Genomic DNA, 21195 nt, shown 5'->3' on the forward strand with positions numbered 1-21195 from the left:
GGCGCGCTGCGCGATCGGGGCGAGACGGTCACGAGGGCGTGGCGCGGAAGCGCCGGACGCGCGCCGAGCCGGGGCCGCCGTCCTGCGTCGACAGGCCGAGCGCCGTGCGCGCCGGCGCGTGGAGGCGCTGGAGGACGCGATCGAGCAGGCGGAGCGCGCCGTCGCTCATCTTCACGCCGCGCGGCGAGCGGTAGCCGAACGCGACGCCGTCCACGACCTTGTAGGCGTTCTCCGTGGGTGAGGCGGGGCGCATCTCGACGACCAGCGCGCCGTCGCGCGTCTTCATGATGACGACGATCTCGCCCGGGCGCGCCGAGGCCTCCACGAACGTCCACCCGCCGGAGGTCGCCTCCTTGATCCCGAGCTCGAGCACGCGCTGCAAGTCCTGGCCCGCCGGCGCGAGCGTCGCCGCGCCTTCGACCCGGATCTCGGCGCCCGGCGGGACCACGCCGCTGCCGAGCGGCATCGTGGGCCGCCGCATCTCCCGAGGCCCGGGGAACGACCACATGTCCGGCGTGATCTCGCCGCCTTCGCGGTAGGCCATCTCGATGAGGCGGCTGCGCTCGCGAGAGAGCGCGTCCTCGGACCAGCCGAGGCAGGAGCGCATCATCAGCGTGAAGGGGTCGAAGCGGAGCTCGAACGAGGCGGGCGCGCGGACCATGAGGTCGTCCGGAAGGACGAGGCTGTGGAAGATGCGGACCTTGCACGGGAGCTCGCGCGCGCGCTCGAGCGTGCGCCGGAACGTGATCGGGCCGTCGCCCGGGAGGCCGAGGAGGATGTCCACCTCGATGTCCGTGAACGTCGAGAGCTCCTCGATCACCTTCGCGAACTTCGACTCCCTGAAGGGGCGCTGCGTGCCGTCGCCCGTCTCCTTGTTGAGCGGCGGAAGCCGCGCGTCGAGCGACACGCGCGCGACGCCGCGGAGGAACTCGAGGTGCTCGTCGTGCACGTGCTCGGGATCGATCGATGCCGTCAGCGTCGCCTGCTTGAAGAAGCCGACCTGCTTCTCCGCGGCCACCAGGTTCCGGAACGCCTCCGCGCTCAGGTTGAGCGGGGCGTCGACGATCTGCGCGCCCGGCGCGCCGGCGGCGCGGAGCGCGCTCAGCTCTTCGACGAGGTAGGCCTCGGAGAAGACGCTGCCAGCGTCGCCCGCGGAGACGCCGCACGTCGCGCAGCTCATGGCGCCCCCGCGGCAGATCTCGAGCGGGACGATGCGATCGGTCGGGAGCAGCTTCATCCGGATCGGCGAGGGGAGCGCGTCGGGCGCCACGTAGAGGGGGTCGCCCGTCGAGACCCAGCCGCCGGCGGTGGACACGTGCAGCCCCGGCACGGCGCGCAGCGCATCGGGAGAGCGCTCGCTCAGCCGGACGATGTCCCGGAACGTGAGCTCGTTGCCGTGCACGAGGGCGTCGATGCAAGCGGTGGCGTCGCGCCAGGGCGCGAGCGCGAACATCGCGGGGCGCGCGAGGGGCCCCCACAGGGCGATCGTGCGCCCCGGCCGGTTGCGCTGCAGGTGGCGCGCGATCTCGATGAACGTGGGGAACGACCAGACGTGCGCGGCGAGGCCGACCACGTCCGCGTCCACGGTCTCGACCTCCGCGACCCACGCGTCGAGATCCCTCGTCTGCGCGTCGATCACGTGGATCGGCACGCCGGCGAGGTCCGGATCGGCGAGCAAGGAGGCCTCGACACGACGGACTCCATGGCTGGACGGCGCTCCCCCACCGTCCGGCATGGTTGGTTCCATCGCGAGTAGCGCGACGCGGCGTTCGCCAGGCATCCATGAGAGTCTACCAGGGTGTCTCCCCTGTCGGGGAGTCCGTTCGCGCTCTCTGTCTGCTCTCGCTCCCCGCCCCCCGGTCGGTTCCTTGCGCCCGGAGTTGCTCCTTCTACCCGGAGTTGCATCCGGCGCGCAGTCGGGCTTTCATATTGCCCTGGGCGGGAGAGGGGGAACGGAACGTACCGGATCGGCAGACAGCGGCGGACTGTCGGGCTGCGCACTTGGTGGCGTGGTCGTACGTGTGGCGCACCGCGGCGAGCGCTCCGGTGTGTCCGGGCGATTCGTCACACCGGGGGCATCACCGAGGTTGCTCGCGCTGCGCTGGCTGCTGGCCAGCGGAGGCTCGGGCAGCGTCGAGCGCGCATCCCGTCCTCCCCCAGCATGGGGAAGAGAGGGCGCGCTGCCCTGGCGAGCGACCCCCGCTACTGAAGAAAGCCGAGGGGAGCCATGTGTGGCAAGCACGTGATCCTGGTTGCGGAGGACGACGTTGACACCGCGACGATGCTGGAAGAACTCCTGACCCTGGAAGGGTACGAGGTCGAGCTGACCGCCACCGCGCGCGCGGTGCTCGATGCGCTGGCGGAGCGGCGCTTCCACGCGGTCCTCCTTGATCTGACGATGCCAGGCATGACGACGGACCGGTTCGTCTCCGAGATCGAGGGGCTCGGCACGCCCTCGCCCCTCATGATCTTCTCCGCCCGCCTCCCCCACGAGATGCAGGCGATCGCCGAGCGGCTGCATGCGGCCGCGCTCATCCCGAAGCCGGTGGACATCGACGTCCTGCTGGGCACCCTCTCGAAGGTGGTGCTCGGCTCGCTCGGCTCAACAGATATCGACCGTTGACGCTGCCCGTTCGGACCACGTCGCGAGCGCCTCGGGCCGTCGTTCCGGCGGACGCCGGGCTGCTGCGCCCTCCGGCTCCGGTGGTAGGATCGCCGCTCATGACGTGGATGGCGACCAAGCCGCGCTGCGCTCACCCTGGCTGGCCGCAGATCGGGCACAGAGCGGCTTCGCCGGAGCGCCACCGTGCTGTAACATCGGGCTCGACCGCCGACGATCGATCGCCGTAATGCGTACGCCCGTACCCGCCTGCCAGAGCTGCCGGCTCAACCAACGTCGACCCCGCGTGGTTGTATGGCCGCACGGGCGACGCGGGAGCGGGCTCCGCTCCGAGGCGCCTTTGCGGCGCTGATTGCCGGAGAGAGACGTAGAGAGACCTTCATGAGCCCCCTTCCTCGCAGAAAGAGCCTCATCAAGCGGAACCCGAGCAGGGATTCAGGGCTTTCCCTGTTTCGCCGTGACGTCAGGCTTTCGCATAGTGGTTGATGCACCGTGCCTGCCACTCCCTTGAAGAGGATCCTCGTTGTCGATGACGATCCGGATATTCGAGAGACCCTCGCCGAGCTCCTGCAGGAGGAGGGGTACGCCGTCGCGTCGGCGGCGCACGGCGGCGAGGCGCTCAGCGCGCTGAGAACGGATCCGAGACCCGGGCTCATCCTGCTCGATCTCATGATGCCGATCATGGATGGCTGGCAGTTCAGGGCGGAGCAGAAGAAGGATCCGGAGCTCGCCGCGATCCCGGTGGTGATCATCTCCGCGACGGGCCGCGACGAGTTCGTGTCCTCGCTCGGCGCGGCGCAGTTCCTGAAAAAGCCGATCAACCTCGAGCAGCTGCTCGCCGCGGTCGAACAGCACTGCCGGTGACGGCGCGCCTGTTCGTCTACGGCACGCTGATGCGCGGCGAGCGCGCGCACGCGCTGCTCGGGCGCGCGCGGTGCCTCGGGCCCGCCCGCACGGCCCCGTCGTTCGAGCTCGCCGATCTCGGCGCCTACCCGGCGCTCGTGCGCGGGGGCTCGGTCGCGGTCCTCGGGGAGCTGTACGAGCCGGACCCGGAGGCGCTGCCCTCGCTCGACCTCTACGAGGACTGCCCCGACCTCTTCAATCGTGAGCCGATCGAGCTCGACGGGGGCGCGCTCTGCGAGGCCTACCTGATGCCCGCAGGGCAGGCGCTGGGGTCGCCTCGGATCGCCTCGGGGGACTGGCGGACACGGCGGCGATGAGCGCGTCAGCCGGGGCCCGCGCGGCGCGCTGGCCGCAGCCCGGGTGGACCGGCCGGGTCGATCTCGGGCGCCGTCCTGTCCTCGACGACGAGCAGCAGGGCCGGGAGCTCGCCCTCGTCGGCCTGGAGCCGGAAGGCTGAGAACGAGAGCGTCCTGCGGCCGGCGTGCGCGAGCACGGCCTCGAGGCGGAAGTCGACGAGCGCGGCGCGGCGGTGGAGCACGTCCCGGAGCTGCTGCTCCAGCTGCGGGGTGTTCCATCCGGCATCGATGGCCGAGAGCGATCGTCCCTCGATGTCCCCGAGCGGGACCATGAACTGCTCGCAGTAGCGCCGGGTGACGGCCCGGATCCGGAGCTCCCCGTCGAGCAGGAGGAACGGATGGCGCAGCACCTCGAAGACGGCGGAGAGGCCGTCGCGCGCGCCCGCGAGCTCGCGCGCCGCGCGCCTCGGCGCCTCGCTCTCCAGCCAGCAGATCACCGCGCCGTCGACCTCGTCGTCGGTGGTCCGGGAAGGGCGTGCCCGCATGAGGTAGCAGCGCCCGTCGCGGTCCTCGACGTGCCGTTCGACGGTGCTCATCGTGCCGAGCACCTCGGCGACGACCGGCGCGATGTCGGCCACGCTCCTCGACTTCACCTCGAGGATGGACCTGCCCACGTCGCTCGCGGCGAGGCCGAGCAGCTTGTCGGCGGCGCCGGCGATCCGGCGGATCCGTAGGTCCGCGTCGACCATCAGCATCGGGATGTTCATGCCGCCGAGGAGCTTGCGCAGCTCGTCGTTGGCGAGGCCGAGCGCGACGTTGCTGCTGCGGAGCTCCTCGTTGATGGTCGTCAGCTCCTGGTTCGCCGACTCGAGCTCGTCGTGGGCGCCCGCGAGCGCGTCGTTCACCCTGTGCAGCTCGTCGTTGCTCGCGAGGATCTCGTCGTTCGTGCACAGGAGCTCTTCGTTCGTCGCCTCGAGCTCATCGATGAGCGACTGGAGGTACTCCCTCGTGGTCACGAGCTCCCTGCGGAGCTGGACGATCTCCAGATCCTTCTGGGCGTCGCTCGGGGCCGGGTCGCTGCCCGGCCGGTCCAGCCGCGCGGCGCCCGACTCGGAGAAGGTGACGAGGAAGCAGCGCCCTTGCGGGAGCCGCACCTTGAGCGGCCAGACCTCGATGTCGACGTACCGGATCTTCTCGTCCTGCCTGACCTTGATCTGCTCCTTGCGGGCCATCGCCCCCGAGTTCATCGACGCGTCGATGGCGGCCCGGATGCCGAGGACGAGCCCCTCTCGGGCCATCTTGAAGAGGTGGAGGCTGGCGTCGCCCGGTGACGGCTCGAGGTAGGGCCCCGTCTTGCCCCGGAACTGGACGATCTGCATCTCCTCGTCCACGACCACGCCGGCGGGGGCATAGCGCGCCATGACGATGGCGTCGGCCTCCTTGCGCACCGCATCCATGCCGAGCCCCTCGGGCTCCCGCGGCCTCTCCAACGCCAGCGCGACCACCGGCGCGCCGGGCAGAGCGGGCGCGGTGAGGGCGAGCGAGTGGGCCGCCTCCGACGCGGCGCGCTTGCAGAAGATCCTGTGGGTCCTGTCCACGACCCCGAACAGATCGGGCGCCGTGGTGAGGCTCTCGGACGAGCCGAGGAGCAGGAAACCCGTGGGCTTGAGGGCCTGGTGGAACGTCTGCAGCAGCCGGCGCTGCAGGCTCGGCTCCAGGTAGATCATCAGGTTGCGGCAGCTGGTGAGATCGAGCTTCAACAGGGGCGGGTCGGCCGCGGCGTTGTGGCGCGAGAAGATGCACAGATCGCGGACCGATTTGTTGACCTGAAAGCCGCCTTGTACCCTGACGAAGAAGCGGCGCAGCCGGCTGGGAGAGACGTCCATCGAGATGCTCTCGATGTAGATCCCGGACCGCGCCTGCTGGATGGCGGCCTCGCTCAGGTCGGTGCCGAAGATCTGGATGGCATGATCGGTCGCGTCGGCTTCGAGGAACTCGAGCAACGAGATCGCGAGAGAGTAGACCTCCTCGCCCGTCGAGCAGCCCGGCACCCAGATGCGAACAGGGGAGTCCTGCGGCCTGCTGTGCATGAGCACCGGGAACACGTGGGTCTTCAGCGCGGCGAAGGCGCCCGGATCGCGGAAGAACGTGGTGACCTTGATGAGGAGGTCCTGGTAGAGATCCTCGATCTCGCCGGGGTGCGCTTTCAAATGATCCAGGTAATCCTGGAGGGTGGCGAGCCGATGGAGCGTCATTCGCCGCTGGATGCGCCGCCTCAGGGTGCTCTTCTTGTACTGGCTGAAGTCGACGCCCACCGCGGCGTGAAGCAGCCTGAGGAGCTTGCTGAGCTCGGCGTCCATGCCGAGGGGCGCACCCTGCCTGAGCCATGGAGCGAGGACGTGCCCGGGGCGACCCATCCGCACGAGCTCCGCCGCGATCTCCTCGACGCTGAGGACGAAGTCGACGCCTCCGGCCGCGATGGCGCTCCGCGGGAGCGCCGGCCGCTCCGCGCCGCGCGGGTTCTCCGCGAAGGTGACCCCGCCCTCGGCCTTCACGTCCTTCAGCCCCAGCGCGCCGTCGCTCCCAGCGCCGGACAGCACGACGGCCACGGCGCCCGACCCCAGCTCGCCCGCGAGCGAGCGCAGGAAGAGATCGCCAGGGCCCGGGCCGCCCTCGCCCCGCGGCGCGAGCTCGACGCGGAGCCCCGCCAGCGTCGCCTGCGCCTCCGGGGGCAGGACCTGGACGCGACCCGGCGCGAGCTTCATCCCTGATCGGAGCTCGGCCACAGGGAGAGGGCTGCTCTGCGCCACGAGCTCGAGGAGGGGGAGCTCCCCTGGATCTGCGCTGTAGATCAGGACGAGAGAGAGGCTGGTATCTCTGCTGGGCAACCGCCGGAGGAGCTCCGCGATCGCGCCGCGTCCGCCCGCCGAAGCGACGACACAGACGACGGGAAAGCGCAGCTCACCCTCGGGGCGCGGCTCGCCCGCCGCGGCGCTCTCGCCGGCGTCCTCCGGCGGGACCGGCGCGCGCCCCGGCGCGGATGCCCTGCCGGCCTGGGGCGCGGCGTCGCTCGGGCCCGGTGCCCCGAGTTGCGTCCGGCGTGACTTCTTCTGTTCGGGCATTGTTGGCTTGAACGGTTGGGCGCTCTCTCACGCGTCTCGCGACGGCGAGAGCCTGACAGGGACTAAGCCAGGGTTCCGGTGGGCGGTCGGTCAACGATGGCTGTCGTCGTCCATGTCGCGCATGGGACACGGCGCCGCACGGTCATCTCACCATATCAGCGCGCGCCTTCCAGGCGCTTCAGGAGTTGCTCGAGCCGCTCGATGATGTGTGCGGATCGGTCGGATACCATTCGGGCAGAATCGTTGAGCCTCATCAGTGTCATTTCATCCATTCTCCCGCCGGGCTGGAGCCTGGTCATGGCCTCCAGCGCGGCATCGTGGCGCGCTCGGGCGACCTGGGCTGCCGCCATCGCGCGGCGCAGGCGTGCGCGCGGCGGCTCCAGGTTCTCGACCCCGGACCACCTCCTCTCCGGTGAGACGTGCCGCGCCTCGCCCTCGGCTCGCGCCAGGTGATCGGCGGGCGCCGCGAGCGGCGGCGCAAGCACCTCGGGCGCCGCGAGCAGCGCGGGAGCCTGGGCCCCTCGCGGCGATCGATCCGCCTCGCTGTTCCCCGCGTCCTGCGTGCGCTCCGTGCGCTTGCCATCGGTCGGAAGGCGGAGGTTGACGCTGATCTGCTGATCCTCCGCGGGGCCCCCGGCGTCCTCCCACCCCCGTTCGTCGACGATCTGCTTCGTCGCGTCGTTGACGAGGAAGACCTGATCGGCGTCGTGGAACCGCTCTGCCCGCAAGGCCTGCAGCGCAGACCGAGCCGTCTCGAGCGAGCGGATGTGCTTCGTGAGCGCGAGCCGCCTGCCCCGGAAGCGAACGTAAATGCTGTAGCTGGTCTGGGGCGCCATCTCTATCGCCTCGTGGGCCCGGTCGCGTCATGTGGTGCTGCGCTCTTCTTGACAGCAGCTTCCGGGGTGCAGCTCGCCATGGCGCCGGGCCGAGCGGGCGAGCCCCCTGCTCCATGAGGTTCTCACGGATCTCTCGCCGTGAGCCCAGGGCGCGAGTTCTGGGCGCGCGTCCTGCTTGCGGTCTCACGCCTCCGGTACCGCCGTCAGCAGCACCAGCCTCCCGGCGGTCTGCTCGGCTGTTCTGCAGGCGGTGCGCACGAGCTGCCACTCTGCCTTCACGAGCTCCGCCATGAGCGACCTGTCCTGACACAGGGCTTTGCTCAGCGACTCCTCGGCGTCTTCGCCGAAGGACAGCACGCGTATCGCGATGGCGAGCGCAAAGTCCTTGGTCAGCCGGACGCGCAGGTCGACGTCCGGCGTGGAGACGTGGAGCGCGTGCTCGGCGAGGGCGACCTCGATCCTGTCCGCAATCGACCTTGCGGTGTCCGCACGCCACTGGATCGAGCGGCAGGTCTGCCGGAGCAGCTCCTGGATTAACCGTCTATCACGACCCGTCTGGTTGCCCATTCCGCCCCCCCTCGACAGTTCCGTTCTTCTGCGGAGAGCCGTCCAGAGAGTGCCTGCGACCGGCCAGAGCGCGCGACGGTCAGCCTGGCGCGATTGAACGAGCAGGACCGCTCCCCAAGGCTGCGCTCCTCCCGAGTTGCCCGAGCGGTTCCCCCTCCGGCTCCCCGCTCCACCCCCTCACTGTCCCGCCGAAAATCCCGTTGACTGCTAGCTGTAGCTCAGCTGCTGCCCGACCGACCGCTAGGGCGATATGGAATCCCTCGTCAGGGATTCCCTGTAAGCTGTCCTGGTACCGCTGAGTCTCCGGCCGGTTTATTCAGGCAAAGCCCTACACCTAGGTCACCTAGGTCGTCTTGGCCTTGGAACGACGGCGCTCGCTGCTCGACGCCGAGGCAGGTGGCGGGGCGGCGGCCTGCCGCGCGCTGCGCGGGGGGGCTTCCATGACCGACAGGTCAGCGACGGCGCGCACCTCCGGTGCGAGCAGGCCGTGCGTGAAGAGCTGGAGCACCTGCGCGGCCCAGGCGGCGATGTCTGGCCTGGACGGCGCGTCGATGAGCTTGCGCACCAGGCGATCGAAGGCGCCGGAGATGAGCGCGGCGATGACGCTGGGCTCCAGATCGCGCCGGTAGAGGCCGATGTCGATCGCGTACCGGAGGCGGCCCTCCACCTGCCGCGCGACGCGCTGGGCGAACTCGTCGATCAGGTAGGCGTACGGGGTCCCACCGCCTCCCGCCAGCATCATCCTGAGGAGCGCCCGGTTCTGCCAGCAGAACTCGAGCACCTCGAGGTCGTGGGCGAGGACCCGCTTGAAGTACTCGTTCACCGACGCTCGCTCGGCCTCGAAGACGATGGGCGGCGGCTCCACGCAGTCGGCGAGGCGCGCGATGAAGGTCTCGACGATCTGCTTGAAGCAGTCGTCCTTGCTCTGGAAGTGCAGGTAGAACGCGCCCTTCGAGACGCCTGCGCGCTCGGTGATGTCCTCGACCCTCGCCGCGGCCAGGCCGCGCTCGGTGAAGGCAGCCTCGGCGGCGCGGAGCAGCTCGATCCTGGCGCGGCGATCGGCAAGGCGGGGCATTCTGACTGGTCGGTCAACGTCGGAGGACCGTGGCACTATGGGAAGGCTGCCGGAAGCCGTCAAGGCGCTCGTCGGCCGCGCTCCTCGCGACGCGGCGCGTTCGACCGCGCCGCGTCGCCCATGGCACGAGCGATGCTGCGGAGGCGGTCATGGCGACCGTGGCGAGACGAAATGCAGCAGGGCGTGGCGTCGGCGAGGCGACGGCGGCGGCTCTCGTCCCCAGCCCTCCTTCGTTGCCGAGCCTGCGCGAGGCCGCCGCGCGGTGCCGGGCGTGCCCGCTCTGGGAGCGTGGGACGCAGACGGTGTTCGGCGAGGGCGCGGCGCGATCGGACGTGCTCCTCGTCGGCGAACAGCCGGGCGACAAGGAGGATCTGGCCGGCAAGCCGTTCGTGGGCCCGGCGGGGCAGCTGCTCGATCGCGCGCTCGAGGCGGCGGGGATCGAGCGGCGCCGGGCGTACGTGACCAACGTGGTGAAGCACTTCAAGTGGGAGCCGCGCGGCAAGCGCCGCATCCACATGAAGCCGGACGCGCGCGAGATCCGCGCGTGCCTGCCGTGGCTCGCCGCGGAGATCGCGGTGGTGCAGCCGGCGATCGTGGTATGCCTCGGCGCGACGGCGGCGCAGGCGCTGCTCGGCGGCTCGTTCCGGGTCACGCGCGAGCGCGGCAGGATCGTCGCCTCGCCGCTCGCGCCGCGCGTGCTGGCGACCGTGCACCCCGCGTCGATCCTCCGCATGCCGGACGAAGCGACGAGGCGAGCCGAGCTCTCCCGCTTCATCGAGGATCTCACCGTGGCGGCGCGCGCGCTCGGCTGAGCCGGCGCGCGCCGCCTCCTCGCGAGGCGCGCTCTCGATGGAGTAGGATTCGCCCGCGATGACGATGAGCCCACGACCGGTCCCTTCCGCAGAGCGCCCCGCGTCCTCTCCGATGGCCGAGCGCGCCCACCTGGGGAGCTCGAAGAAGATGTGGCCGCTGATGCTGGCGGCGCTCGGGGTCGTCTACGGCGACATCGGGACGAGCCCGCTCTACGCGATGAAGGAGTGCTTCAGCCCCAGCAGCCCGCACCACGTCGCTCCGACGCCCGAGAACGTGCTCGGGGTGCTCTCGCTGATGTTCTGGTCGTTGATGATGGTGGTGACCGTCAAGTACGTGACGTTCATCACGCGGGCCGACAACGAGGGCGCGGGCGGCATCCTCGCGCTGCTCGCGCTCGTCCCGAGCGGCGATCGCAAGGGCGAGGGCCGCGGCCTCCTCGTGCTCCTCGTCCTCGTCGGCGCGGCGCTCCTTTATGGCGACGGCGTGATCACGCCTGCGATCTCGGTGCTCTCGGCCGTGGAGGGCCTCGAGGTCGCGATCCCGAAGCTGGACCCTGCCGTCGTGCCGATCATCACCTGCGGTGTGCTGCTCGCCGTGTTCCTCGTGCAGAAGCGCGGCACGGCCGGGGTCGGGTCGATCTTCGGGCCGGTGACGCTCGTGTGGTTTGTCACGCTCGTGCTGCTCGGGGCCAAGGAGCTCATCCGCAGCCCCGGAGTGCTCCGGGCCGTCTCACCGACCTACGCGGTGAGCTTCTTTGTCGAGAACCAACTGCATGGCTTCCTGATCCTCGGCGCGGTCGTCCTCTGCATCACGGGCGGCGAGGCGCTGTACGCCGACATGGGGCATTTCGGCCGCGTGCCGATCAAATACACCTGGTACACGATCGTCTGGCCCGGGCTGCTCATCAATTATTTCGGCCAGGGCGCCAAGCTCCTCGCGGACCCCACCGCGGCGGCGAACCCGTTCTATGCGCTCGTCCCGTCGTGGGCGCTCTACCCCACGGTGGCGATCGCCACCGCGGCGACGGTCGTCGCGTCCCAGGCGCTCATCTCCGGGGCCTTCTCGCTGACCCAGCAAGCGGTGCAGCTCGGGTATTTCCCGCGTGTCACGGTGGTCCACACGTCGAAGGACGAGGCGGGGCAGATCTACATCCCCGAGGTGAACAGCGGGCTCCTGATCTCGTGCATCGTGCTGGTCCTCACCTTCAAGAACTCGAGCGCGCTCGCGGCTGCCTACGGCATCGCCGTCACGGGGACGATGGGGATCACCACGGTGGTCTATTACGTGGTCACCCGAGAGACGTGGGGTTGGCCGCTCTGGAAGTCGCTCCCGCTGGCCGGGCTCTTCCTGGTGATCGATCTCGCGTTCTTCGCGGCGAACAGCGCCAAGTTCTTCCACGGGGGCTGGGTGCCCATCGTGATGGGCGCGGCGATCTTCACGGTGATGACGACCTGGAAGACGGGGCGCAAGCACCTCGCCGCGGCGATCAAGTCGGCGATCTTGCCGCTCGACATGTTCCTCGAGGACGTGAAGCGCGTGAAGCCGCACCGGGTGCGCGGGACGGCGGTCTTCATGGCGTCGAGCCCGGAGGGCACGCCGCCGATCCTGCTGCACCACGTGAAGCACAACCAGGTGCTGCACGAGCAGGTGGTGCTCCTCTCGATCCAGGTGACGAACGTGCCGGAGGTGCCGGCGGAGCGGCGCACGACGGTGATCCCGCGGGGGGAGGGGATCTACCAGGTCACGGCGTGTTACGGCTTCATGCAGACGCCGAACGCGCCGTCGGTGCTCGAGGGGTGCAAGCGGCACGGGCTCGACATCGATCTCGGGAGGACGAGCTACTACCTCGGCAGGGAGACGCTGCTGACGACCGGGCGCTCGAAGATGTCCCGGTGGCGCAAGGGGCTGTTCGCCTTCATCTCGCGGAACGCGCGGCCAGCGACGGCGTACTTCGGTCTGCCGCCGAACCGCGTGGTCGAGCTCGGAATGCAGGTCGATTTTTAGGGGTGGGCGCGGGGCTCAGGGCCCCGTGTACCGTGCGCGCGGCCGGAGCATGTACCCCGCCTCCCGCTGCTCGAACGCGTGGGCGATCCAGCCGGCGGCGCGCCCCACCGCGAAGAGCGCCGCCGCCGTGCCGGCCGGCAGGCCGAGCGCGGCCGCGATCGCGACGAGGCCCAGGTCGAGCGACGGCGGATCGAGGCCGGCGTCGCGCAGCGCGTCGACGAGCGCGAGCACCGTGCGCAAGGCCGCGCTCTGCGGGGCGAGCGCGCGGGCCGTGTCGAGCAGCAGCTGGGCGCGGGGGTCGCCCTCGGGGTAGAGCCTGTGCCCGACGCCGGCGATGGGCTCGCCGCGGCGCAGCCGCTCGTGGACCGCGGCGGCGGCGCGCTCGGGCCGGCCTGCCTCGGCGACCAGGGCCTCCACCCGGTCGGTCATGCCGCCGTGCCTCGGGCCGGAGAGCGCGGCGAGCCCCGCGCTGACGCAGGCGTAGAGGTCGGCGCCGGTGGAGGCGGCCACCCGGACCGCGAACGTCGAGGCGTTCAGCTCGTGATCGGCCGAGACCAGGAGCGCGCGGTTCACGGCGCGCTCGGCCTTCTTCGAGGGGTTCGCGCCGAGGGCGATGAGCAGCCGCCGCGCCGCCCCGTCGGCCTCGATGGCGTCGGTCGCCCTGCGCGCGTCCCGCCCGAGGCCCACGAGCGCCGCGAGCGATCGCACGAGGGCCCGCGCCCGCGCGCGCTCCGCGTCGCCCGTGGGGATGCGCCCGTCGCCCGAGGGCGCGCCCACGTGGCGGGTCGCGTCGTGCGCGCCGAGCGCGGGCACCACGAGCGCGAGCGCGACGAACGGCGGCGCGCCCTCCGGCAGGAGCGCCGCGAGCTTGGCCGGGCGGACGCTCAGCCGGCCTGGCCGCGCCGTCGGCGCGCCCTCCGCCGGCAGCTCGCCGGTCCAGAGCAGCTCGGCGACCGCCTCGAAGGGCACGTCGTCGAGCGCCAGCGCGACCGCCTCCTTGCCCCGGTAGACGGGCCCGCGCGGGCCGATCGCGGTGAGCGCCGACTCGAGCACCGGCTCGCCCCACCGGAGCGCCTCGGCGGCGACCGGGCCGTGGCCGGCGCGCGCGTCGTGCCGCGCCTTGAGCCGCTCGATGTCCGCCCGGAGATAGAGCCGCGCGCGCCCTCGCCCGCCGGGCACCCCCCGGAGCACGCCCCGGCTCGCGTACGCGTAGAGCGTCTCCCGCTTCACGCCGAGCAGCTCCGCCGCCTCGGCGCCGGTCACGTACGCCGAGGGCCGCTGCCCCGAGTCAGGTAGATCCACCATGAGCGCCCATCAACGTTGCATCCATCCTGTCTTCCGATGCACGAGGCGCCAGCGTCGCGCGCGCCGGCGACACCCGTCCCTCTTAACACCGCCCTCCTCGGCTTCCTCCGGGATTCTTCCTCGACGCGCTTCGAGACCGTGCATGGTTGATTGTACAATCAAGGTTGATCAACCTCGTGCGGTGCCCAAGATGTCGTCAGCGGAGGTGATCGGAATGAGGGATGTGGCGGCGCCGCTCGCGAGCGGCCTGGAGGGCGTGGTGGTGGCGGAGACGCGGCTCTCGGAGGTGGACGGAGAGCGGGGGAGGCTCACCCTGGCGGGCCATGACGTCGAGGCGCTCGCCGGCGGCGGCGGGGTGACCTTCGAGGACGCGTGCGGGCTGCTCTGGGGCGGCGCGTTGCCCGGGGCGGCGGAGCGGGAGTCGATCCGGCGAGCGATCGCCGAGGGGCGGACGAGGGCCTTCGCGCTGCTCGGGCGGCTCGGGGACGCGCTCCAGGCGGGCGACGGGATGGATGCGCTCCGCGCCGCGGTCGCGCACCTCTCGGGCGACGTCCCGCCCGCGGCGATCGCCGGGGCGGTCGCGACGTTCGCGGCGGCGTGGGCGCGGCGCTGCGCGGGGGAGGCGCCGGTCGCGCCCGATCCGGCGCTCCGGCTCTCGGCCGACTACCTGCGCATGGCGCGGGGGGCTGCGGCGAGCGAGGCCGAGGCGCGCGAGCTCGACACGTACCTCGTGACGGTCTCGGATCACGGCATGAACGCGTCCACCTTCACCGCGCGCGTGGTCACCTCGACGGGGTCGGACGCGATCTCGTCGGTGGTCGCGGCGATCGGCGCGCTGAAGGGGCCGCTCCACGGCGGCGCGCCCGGACCAGTCCTCGACATGCTGGACGCGATCGCGGCGAAGGCGGGCGAGGGCGGCGCGCCGCCCCCGGGCTGCGCCGAGCGCTGGATCCAGGCCGAGCTCGCGGCGGGCCGGCGGATCATGGGCATGGGCCACCGGATCTACCGGGTGAGGGATCCGCGGGCGGCGGTGCTCGAGCGGGCGATCGAGCGGCTCGAGCGGACGGCAGGCGGCGCGCGGAGCGCCCGGCTCGCGCTGGCGCGTGAGGTCGAGCGGGCGGCCGAGGCCGCGCTCCGCGCGCGGCACCCGGAGCGCCCGCTGCGCGCGAACGTCGAGTTCTACACGGCGGTGCTGCTCGACGCGCTCGGGCTGCCACGCGCGCTCTTCGCGCCGACCTTCGCGGTGGGCAGGGTCGCGGGCTGGTGCGCGCACATCGACGAGCAACGGCGCGCGGGGCGGCTCATTCGCCCGAGCTCACGCTACGTCGGGGGCGTCCCCGGAGCGGCAGCTCCGCCGCATTGAGGCGTCGGGCCCGCCGCGTGCGCGGCGAGGCTGCTGGCAGGAGCGCTGGTCGTCGCCGGCCATGAGGTCGACCTGCCCAGGTCGGACTTATTGAAGAGCCCGTGGCGGCATTCGCTTCATCCACGCCGTCCTGCCATCCTATCCGCACAGAAATTGCCGGAGAAGCCGTTCCACAGCCCTGGAAGGATAAAAGGAGAACGCGCCGGGCGCAGGTAGGACGTTGTTCGTCCTGCAAAGTTGGCAGCCTCGCGGGGCACTGTTATCGTGTTCAGTATGTCGTCCGCCGCTCTTGCCGCTCCGCTTGCCCGGGACCTCCTGCGCCATACCCTCCCCGAGTTCGAAGCGCGCGCCAAGACGCTCCCGCTCGGTCTGCGGGAAATCAACGACGCGCTCCCGGAAGGGGGGCTGCCGCGCGGGGGGGTGGTGGAGCTCGCCGCGCCGCGGGGGCTGGGGCGGTCCACCTCGCTCGCCCTCTCCGCGTGCGCGTCGGCGCAAGCGGAGGCGCGGCTGCGCGGGACGAGCGCGACGGCGGGGGCGTGGTGCGCGTGGATCGACCCGAGCGGCTCGCTCTTCGCGCCGGCGGTCGCGCGTGCGCAGGTCGATCTGAGCCGGCTGCTCGTGGTGCGGCCCCCGCCGGAGGTGCTCGCGAAGGTCGCGGTCCGGATGGCGATGAGCCGGGCGTTCGCGGTGCTCGTGATCGACGTGGCCGGGGTCCCGGGGGCCTTCGGCCAGGGCGCGGGGAAGGGGGAGCGGAGCGCGCCCGGGGCGGGGCGCCGCGAGGAGGACCTCGCGCGCTGGGTCAACGTGGTGCGCAAGCTCGCCCTGGCGATCGAGGGGAGCGACGGGACGATCCTGCTCCTCACCGATCGCCAGGCGGCGCGGCCGATGCCCTTGCCGGTCGCGATGCGGCTGGAGCTCGAGCAGGTCGCCGAGAACCGGTTGATGGTCCGCGTCGCCAAGGACCGCCGAGGGCGCGTGACCTCGCCGACGCCTGTGGTGCTCGGGGAGCGGCTCGGGGACAAGGCAGAGCGGACGGCGGGCGGCGAGCCGCGGCCCGCGCTGTCGCGGGCGTGAGGGAGGAGAGGCGATGGCGGTGAGGCGCATTGTGGCGATCGTGCTCCCGCAGCTCGCGTGCGAGCTGGTGAAGCAGCGCGGGCCGGTCTCGCCGAGCGGGAAGGCGCCGCTCGCGGTGATCCTCGGCGGCGAGGAGGACCGCCGCGCGGCGCTCGCCCCGCGGCCCGAGCGCGAGCCGCAGGCGCCGGCGGCGGTGATCGACGTGGTCGACGACGAGGCGAGGCGGTACGGGGTGAGGCCGGGGCAGAAGGTCGTCGAGGCGGCGGCGCTGGTCGCCCACCTCGCGATCCACCGGGTGACGTTCGCCGAGATCGACGCGGCGCTCGGCCGGGTCGCCGAGGTGGCGCTCGGGCTCGGGGCGACGGCGGCGATCCAGCTCGGCGAGCAGGGCGCCCCGCGCGCCGGCGCGGCGCGGGCGAGCCGCGCTCCCGAGCGCGCCGCGAGCGAGGCGCGGAGCCCCTGGGGCGACGGCCCGTACGACACGGTGTGGCTGGACATCACCGGGGCGTCGCACCTCGTCGGCGGCGAGGAGGCGCTGCTCGGCGAGCTCGGCGAGCGCGTCGCGGCGCTCGGCCACCGGGCGCGGCTCGCGATCGCCGACGGGCCGCGGCTCGCGCAGGCGCTCGCGCGCTTCGGCGCGCACGCGGACGGCGGGGGAGGGGCGGAGGCCCCGATCGCGCCGCCGGGCAAGGGGGCGCAGGCGATCGGGCCCTTGCCGGTGCAGGCGCTCCCGGTCGAGCGCGAGGTGGCGAGCTTCCTCGTCCGGCTCGGCGTGCTCCGCGTCGAGGATCTCGCGCGCCTTCCGCGGGCGCAGGTGGCGGCGCGGCTGGGTCCGCGGACGGCCGACGTCATGGAGCTCCTCGCCGGCCGCGATCCCGTGCCGCTCCTGCCGTTCGAGGTGCCCCGGCTGCTCGAGGAGGAGGTGCTCTTCGACGAGCCGATCGAGAGCGCCGAGTCGCTCCTGTTCGTGCTGCGCGGCATGACGTCGCGGATCGCGTCGCGGCTCGCCGCGCGCGGGGAGGCGTGCGGGCGGCTCAACGTGGCGATCGCCTACGATCGCTCGATCGCGCGGCTCCGCCTCGGCGAGCGCGAGGACGACGGCGCCGCCGCGGCGCTCCTGGAAGACGACGGGCGCGGCCCTTCGCTGCGCTTCCACGTCGACATGCCGGTGCCCCTCTCGGACGCGGGCGATCTGCTCCGCCCGCTGAAGGCGAGGCTCGAGCGGATCGAGCTCGCGGCGCCCGCGGTGGGGGTCCACGTCATCGCCTCGCGCATCGCGCGGGCCCGCCGGGTGCAGCTCGATCTGTCGCGCGACCGGTCGGCCGATCCCGACAGCCTGCCGGCGCTCCTGGCTGAGCTCTCGGCGGAGATCGGCCAGGAGCGGGTGGGCATCCTGGAGATCGCCGACGCGCACCGCCCCGAGGCGCGCTCGCGGCTCGTGCCGGCCTCAGGCGAGGCGGCCATGACGCGCGCGTCCGCCGCGGCCCGCGCGCGCGCCGCGGCGGATCGGGGTGCGGCGGAGCAGGCGGGCGGCGCCGACGCGCCGGCGCTGGAGCCCGCGCGGCTCCTCGCGCAGCCGATCCCGCTGGGTCGGGTGGGGCGCGGGGCGATCGTGGCCGTCGACCGGCATCTTTACGCGATCGAGCGGCTCTCCTTCGTGATGCGGATCGACGCGGTGGAGTGGTGGACGCCCACGCCGGCGTCGCGCGATTACGCGCGCGCCTGGCTCGTCTCGGGCTCTCCGTCCGGCAAGGCCGCCCCGGCGCGCCTCGGCGAGCTGCGCCCTCCTCGAGACGGCGCGAGCGCGAGCTCCTGCGGCGAAGCGTGGATCTACGTCGACCGCGCGACGGGCGAGGCCTTCCTGCAGGGGTGGTGCGAGTGAGCGCCGGCGCGTCGGTCCCGTTCGTGGAGCTCTGCGGCCGCTCCTGCTTCTCTTTCCTGGAGGGCGCCTCGCACCCCGAGGAGCTCGTGCACCGCGCCAAGGAGCTCGGCCTCGAGGGGCTCGCGCTCTGCGATCGCGACGGGATCTACGGCAGCGTGCGCGCGCACACGGCGGCGAAGAAGGTCGAGCAGCGGGTGATCGTCGGGGCCGAGCTGACGCTGGGCGCGCCGCGCGGGGGCGCCGAGCGCGCGCCGGAGGTCCGGCCGTCGGTGGTCCTCCTGGTCGAGGACAGCGAGGGTTACGCGAACCTCTGCCGCCTGCTCACGATCGCGCACGCGGAGTGCGAGAAGGGGATGGCGAGCATCTCGGCGGAGGCGATCGCGGCGGCGCAGCGGGGCCTCTCCGCGATCGTGCCGCTCGATCCTCTCGTGCCCGCGGGCGTCTCCGGCGCGCTCCTCGGCACGCTGCGCGACGCGTTCGGCGAGCGCGCGCTCGTCGCGACCTGGAAGCACCTCGACCGCCGGGACGGCGAGCGCGTCGCGGCGGCCCTCGCGGCGGAGCGCCGCTACGGCCCCTGCGTGGTGGCGACGGCGCGCCCGCTCTATCATCACCCGTCGCGCAAGCCGCTCGCGGACGTGCTCGCGTGCATCCGGACCAAGACCACGCTCGATCAAGCGGGGACGCGGATCGCGCCGAACGCGGAGGCGTACGTGCGGTCCGGCGCGCAGATGGCGGCGCTGTTCCGCGATCATCCGGCCTGGGTCGCGCGCACGGTGGAGGTCGCGTCCCGCTGCCGCTTCTCGCTGTCCGAGCTCCGCTACAGCTTCCCGAGCGACGCCCTCTGCATGCCAGGGGAGACGTCGGATCAGGCGCTGCGCCGCCTCACCGAGGAGGGCTGCCGCGACCGTTACCCGGAGGGGGCGCCGCCTCCGGTGCGCGCGCAGATCGAGAAGGAGCTCGCCTTGATCGCGAAGCTCGGCGTGGCGCCCTATTTCCTCAGCGTGCAGCAGGTCGTGAAGATCGCGCGCGCGCGGCAGATCCTCTGCCAGGGCCGCGGGAGCGCGGCGAACAGCGCTGTGTGCTTCGTGCTCGGCGTGACGGCGGTGGACCCGGCCCGGTCGAGCCTGCTCTTCGAGCGCTTCCTGTCAGAGGAGCGCCACGAGCCTCCGGACATCGACGTCGATTTCGAGCACGAGCGCCGGGAGGAGGTGATCCAGGCGATCTACGAGATGTACGGGCGCGACCGGGCGGCGATGGTCTCGGAGGTGATCGCCTACCGCGGCAAGAGCGCGCTCCGCGAGGTGGGCAAGGCGTTCGGTTTCTCGACGGATCAGGTCGATCGGCTGAGCGGCCTCGTGCTTCACCACGAGGCGGACATCACCGAGCAGCGGGTCAGCGAGGCGGGCCTCGATCCGGATGACGTGCGCGTCCGGCAGGCCGTCATGATGGCGAGCGCGCTCGAGGGCTTCCCGCGCCACCTCTCGATCCACGTGGGCGGCTTCGTGCTGTCGTCGGAGCCGCTGCACCAGGTGGCTCCGGTCGAGCCTGCGCGGATGGAGGGCCGCACGGTGATCCCGTGGGACAAGGACGATCTCGACGATCTCGGCTTCTTCAAGATCGACGTCCTGGCGCTCGGCATGCTGACGGCGATCCGCAAGGCGCTCGGTATGATCCACTCGGACCGGTACGCCGGGCTCGCGGATCCCTTGGTCCACGCGGCACGGGACCCCGCGTCCGCGGGTCCCTTGGTCGACGCGGCAGGGGATCCTGCGCCCGCGGCGGTCTCGCTCCACGCGGGCCGAGGCGCCGCGTTCGATCCGATCGCGGCGCTCGCGCAGATCCCGCCGGAGGACCCGGCTGTCTACGAGGCGATCGGCCGGGCCGACACGGTGGGGGTGTTCCAGATCGAGAGCCGCGCGCAGATGGCGATGCTCCCGCGGCTGAAGCCGAACAAGTTCTACGATCTGGTGATCGAGGTGGCGATCGTGCGCCCCGGGCCCATCCAGGGCGGGATGGTGCACCCCTACCTGCGCCGGCGGACGGGGCAGGAGCCGCCGGTGTCCCCGCACCCGTGCCTGGATCCCATCCTGGAGCGCACGCTCGGCGTTCCGCTCTTCCAGGAGCAGGTGATGCAGATCGCGATGGTCGGCGCGGGCTACACGCCGGGCGAGGCCGACCAGCTGCGCCGCGACATGGCGGCGTGGAAGAAGCACGGGCGCCTGGAGCGGCACCGCGGGCGGCTCATCCAGGGCTTCGCCGAGCAGGGGATCTCGGCGAAGTTCGGGGAGATGCTCTACCAGCAGATCCAGGGCTTCGGGGAGTACGGCTTTCCGGAGTCGCACGCGGCGAGCTTCGCGCTCCTCGTGTACGCGTCGGCCTGGCTCAAGGTCCACCACCAGGCGGCGTTCACCTGCGCGCTGCTCAACGCGCAGCCGATGGGGTTCTACAGCCCGTCGGCGCTGGTGCAGGACGCGCAGCGGCACGGCGTGGAGGTGCGGCCTGTGTGCGTGGTGCAGAGCGCGTGGGACGCGACCCTGGAGCCTTCCGCCGAGCCCTCGGCGGGCCCGGCGCTGCGGCTCGGCATGCGGCTCGTGAAGGGGCTCGGCGAGGCGGCCGTGGCGGCGATCGTGGCGGCGCGCGAGGAGGCGCCGTTCACGAGCCTCCCGGATCTCGTGAGGCGCACGGAGCTGAAGAAGAACGAGGTGGAGGCGCTCGCAGAAGCGGGCGCGCTCGCCGCGCTGGTGCCTGCCCGGAGAGAGGCGCTCTGGCGCGCGCGCGCCCCCCGCGTGGAGGGGTTGTTCGAGGGCGTTCCGATCGAGCAGGACCGGGACGTCGGGCTCCCTCCGCTCAGGCCGCTGGAGCAGCTCGCGCTGGACTACGGGCGCGTGGGTCTGTCGCTGCACGACCACCCGATGCGGCACGTGCGGCGGGCGCTCAAGCGGCGGCGCGGTGCCGGGCGCGTGCGGACCGCCGAGGAGATCAAGGCGGCGCGCGACGGGGAGAGCGTGCGGGTCGCCGGGATGGTGGTCGGACGCCAGCGGCCGGCGACCGCGAGCGGCGTGACGTTCATGACGCTCGAGGACGAGACCGGCGTGGTCAACGTCATCGTCCAGCGGCAGGTCTTCGCAGAGTACGAGCACGTGGCGAGGAACGCGGCGCTCTTGCTCGTCGCCGGGCGGATCGAGCGGCAGGGCCAGGTGATCCACGTGCTCGCGCGCGAGCTCGATCGGCTGGAGCTGCCCAGCGGCGAGGAGATCGCGCTCAAATCGCGCGACTACCGCTGAGGGCGCGCCGACGTCGCGCTCCCGGACCGCAGGGCGATCGGCGGCGCGTGA

Annotated in this window: 15 protein-coding genes; 9 read left to right on the forward strand and 6 right to left on the reverse strand. The window is 72.3% G+C overall.

Annotated features, from left to right (window positions below; translation table 11 throughout):
* Window positions 1-28: 28 nt before the first annotated feature.
* Window positions 29-1735 (reverse strand): oxidoreductase, encoded by a 1707-nt coding sequence (locus WMF39_RS09300; RefSeq protein WP_437745182.1) that lies wholly within the window; start codon window positions 1733-1735, stop codon window positions 29-31.
* 492 nt (window positions 1736-2227) lie between these two features.
* On the opposite strand from WMF39_RS09300, the gene WMF39_RS09305 reads away from it, so the two are divergent.
* The 3 genes from WMF39_RS09305 (at window position 2228) to WMF39_RS09315 (ending at window position 3840) form a co-directional block, all read left to right on the forward strand.
* Window positions 2228-2623 carry a response regulator gene (locus WMF39_RS09305; RefSeq protein WP_437328491.1) on the forward strand — a complete coding sequence of 132 codons (396 nt, stop codon included), beginning with the start codon at window positions 2228-2230 and terminating at the stop codon, window positions 2621-2623.
* Window positions 2624-3127: 504 nt separating this feature from the next.
* Window positions 3128-3484: a response regulator gene (locus WMF39_RS09310; protein WP_044964390.1), complete on the forward strand. Its 357-nt coding sequence runs from the start codon at window positions 3128-3130 to the stop codon at window positions 3482-3484.
* Window positions 3481-3840, forward strand: a complete 360-nt coding sequence (locus tag WMF39_RS09315; RefSeq protein WP_437745183.1) for a gamma-glutamylcyclotransferase family protein — start codon at window positions 3481-3483, stop codon at window positions 3838-3840. The genes WMF39_RS09310 and WMF39_RS09315 overlap by 4 nt, the downstream gene beginning before the upstream one ends.
* A 5-nt stretch (window positions 3841-3845) precedes the next feature.
* Here the strand turns inward: WMF39_RS09315 and WMF39_RS09320 are convergent, their stop codons facing one another.
* The 4 genes from WMF39_RS09320 to WMF39_RS09335 form a co-directional block, all read right to left on the reverse strand.
* Entirely contained in the window at window positions 3846-6941 is a 3096-nt protein-coding gene (locus tag WMF39_RS09320; RefSeq protein WP_437745184.1) for a CheR family methyltransferase, read from the reverse strand.
* Between the two features lie 155 nt (window positions 6942-7096).
* Window positions 7097-7777, reverse strand: coding sequence for a hypothetical protein (locus WMF39_RS09325; RefSeq protein ID WP_437745185.1), 681 nt, complete (start codon window positions 7775-7777; stop codon window positions 7097-7099).
* 183 nt (window positions 7778-7960) lie between these two features.
* Complete coding sequence (locus WMF39_RS09330; RefSeq protein WP_437745186.1) at window positions 7961-8344, reverse strand: hypothetical protein; 384 nt, start codon at window positions 8342-8344, stop codon at window positions 7961-7963.
* Between the two features lie 343 nt (window positions 8345-8687).
* Window positions 8688-9419, reverse strand: a complete 732-nt coding sequence (locus WMF39_RS09335) for a TetR/AcrR family transcriptional regulator (protein ID WP_437745187.1) — start codon at window positions 9417-9419, stop codon at window positions 8688-8690.
* A gap of 149 nt (window positions 9420-9568) precedes the next feature.
* Here WMF39_RS09335 and WMF39_RS09340 point away from each other — a divergent pair, with 149 nt between their 5' ends.
* Together WMF39_RS09340 and WMF39_RS09345 are read left to right on the forward strand one after the other, a co-directional pair.
* Window positions 9569-10231 (forward strand): UdgX family uracil-DNA binding protein, encoded by a 663-nt coding sequence (locus WMF39_RS09340; protein WP_437745188.1) that lies wholly within the window; start codon window positions 9569-9571, stop codon window positions 10229-10231.
* A gap of 58 nt (window positions 10232-10289) precedes the next feature.
* Window positions 10290-12236 carry a potassium transporter Kup gene (locus tag WMF39_RS09345; protein ID WP_437745189.1) on the forward strand — a complete coding sequence of 649 codons (1947 nt, stop codon included), beginning with the start codon at window positions 10290-10292 and terminating at the stop codon, window positions 12234-12236.
* Window positions 12237-12251: 15 nt separating this feature from the next.
* Here WMF39_RS09345 and WMF39_RS09350 read toward each other — a convergent pair whose 3' ends face one another.
* Window positions 12252-13541, reverse strand: a complete 1290-nt coding sequence (locus tag WMF39_RS09350) for a citrate synthase family protein (RefSeq protein WP_437745190.1) — start codon at window positions 13539-13541, stop codon at window positions 12252-12254.
* 214 nt (window positions 13542-13755) lie between these two features.
* Between WMF39_RS09350 and WMF39_RS09355 the strand changes: the two genes are divergently transcribed.
* The 4 genes from WMF39_RS09355 (at window position 13756) to WMF39_RS09370 (ending at window position 21144) form a co-directional block, all read left to right on the forward strand.
* A complete protein-coding gene (locus WMF39_RS09355; RefSeq protein ID WP_437745191.1) occupies window positions 13756-14904 on the forward strand; it encodes a citrate synthase in 1149 nt (382 codons plus the stop codon).
* A gap of 273 nt (window positions 14905-15177) precedes the next feature.
* Entirely contained in the window at window positions 15178-15978 is an 801-nt protein-coding gene (locus tag WMF39_RS09360; protein WP_437745192.1) for a recombinase A, read from the forward strand.
* A gap of 13 nt (window positions 15979-15991) precedes the next feature.
* Window positions 15992-17860 (forward strand): DinB/UmuC family translesion DNA polymerase, encoded by a 1869-nt coding sequence (locus WMF39_RS09365; protein ID WP_437745193.1) that lies wholly within the window; start codon window positions 15992-15994, stop codon window positions 17858-17860.
* Complete coding sequence (locus WMF39_RS09370) at window positions 17857-21144, forward strand: error-prone DNA polymerase (protein WP_437745194.1); 3288 nt, start codon at window positions 17857-17859, stop codon at window positions 21142-21144. The genes WMF39_RS09365 and WMF39_RS09370 overlap by 4 nt, the downstream gene beginning before the upstream one ends.
* The last annotated feature ends 51 nt before the right edge of the window (window positions 21145-21195 follow it).

Source organism: Sorangium sp. So ce1504 (assembly GCF_051521635.1).
In the GTDB taxonomy this organism is placed as follows: domain Bacteria; phylum Myxococcota_A; class Polyangia; order Polyangiales; family Polyangiaceae; genus Sorangium; species Sorangium cellulosum_B.

Excerpts from the sequence above, each read along its gene's own strand:
- WMF39_RS09350 (WP_437745190.1), bottom strand. The coding sequence starts at position 13,541 with ATGGTGGATCTACCTGACTCGGGGCAGCGGCCCTCGGCGTACGTGACC.
- WMF39_RS09320 (WP_437745184.1), bottom strand. The coding sequence starts at position 6,941 with ATGCCCGAACAGAAGAAGTCACGCCGGACGCAACTCGGGGCACCGGGC.
- WMF39_RS09360 (WP_437745192.1), top strand. The coding sequence starts at position 15,178 with ATGTCGTCCGCCGCTCTTGCCGCTCCGCTTGCCCGGGACCTCCTGCGC.
- WMF39_RS09330 (WP_437745186.1), bottom strand. The coding sequence starts at position 8,344 with ATGGGCAACCAGACGGGTCGTGATAGACGGTTAATCCAGGAGCTGCTC.
- WMF39_RS09355 (WP_437745191.1), top strand. The coding sequence starts at position 13,756 with ATGAGGGATGTGGCGGCGCCGCTCGCGAGCGGCCTGGAGGGCGTGGTG.
- WMF39_RS09325 (WP_437745185.1), bottom strand. The coding sequence starts at position 7,777 with ATGGCGCCCCAGACCAGCTACAGCATTTACGTTCGCTTCCGGGGCAGG.
- WMF39_RS09300 (WP_437745182.1), bottom strand. The coding sequence starts at position 1,735 with ATGCCGGACGGTGGGGGAGCGCCGTCCAGCCATGGAGTCCGTCGTGTC.
- WMF39_RS09305 (WP_437328491.1), top strand. The coding sequence starts at position 2,228 with ATGTGTGGCAAGCACGTGATCCTGGTTGCGGAGGACGACGTTGACACC.
- WMF39_RS09365 (WP_437745193.1), top strand. The coding sequence starts at position 15,992 with ATGGCGGTGAGGCGCATTGTGGCGATCGTGCTCCCGCAGCTCGCGTGC.
- WMF39_RS09335 (WP_437745187.1), bottom strand. The coding sequence starts at position 9,419 with ATGCCCCGCCTTGCCGATCGCCGCGCCAGGATCGAGCTGCTCCGCGCC.
- WMF39_RS09340 (WP_437745188.1), top strand. The coding sequence starts at position 9,569 with ATGGCGACCGTGGCGAGACGAAATGCAGCAGGGCGTGGCGTCGGCGAG.
- WMF39_RS09345 (WP_437745189.1), top strand. The coding sequence starts at position 10,290 with ATGACGATGAGCCCACGACCGGTCCCTTCCGCAGAGCGCCCCGCGTCC.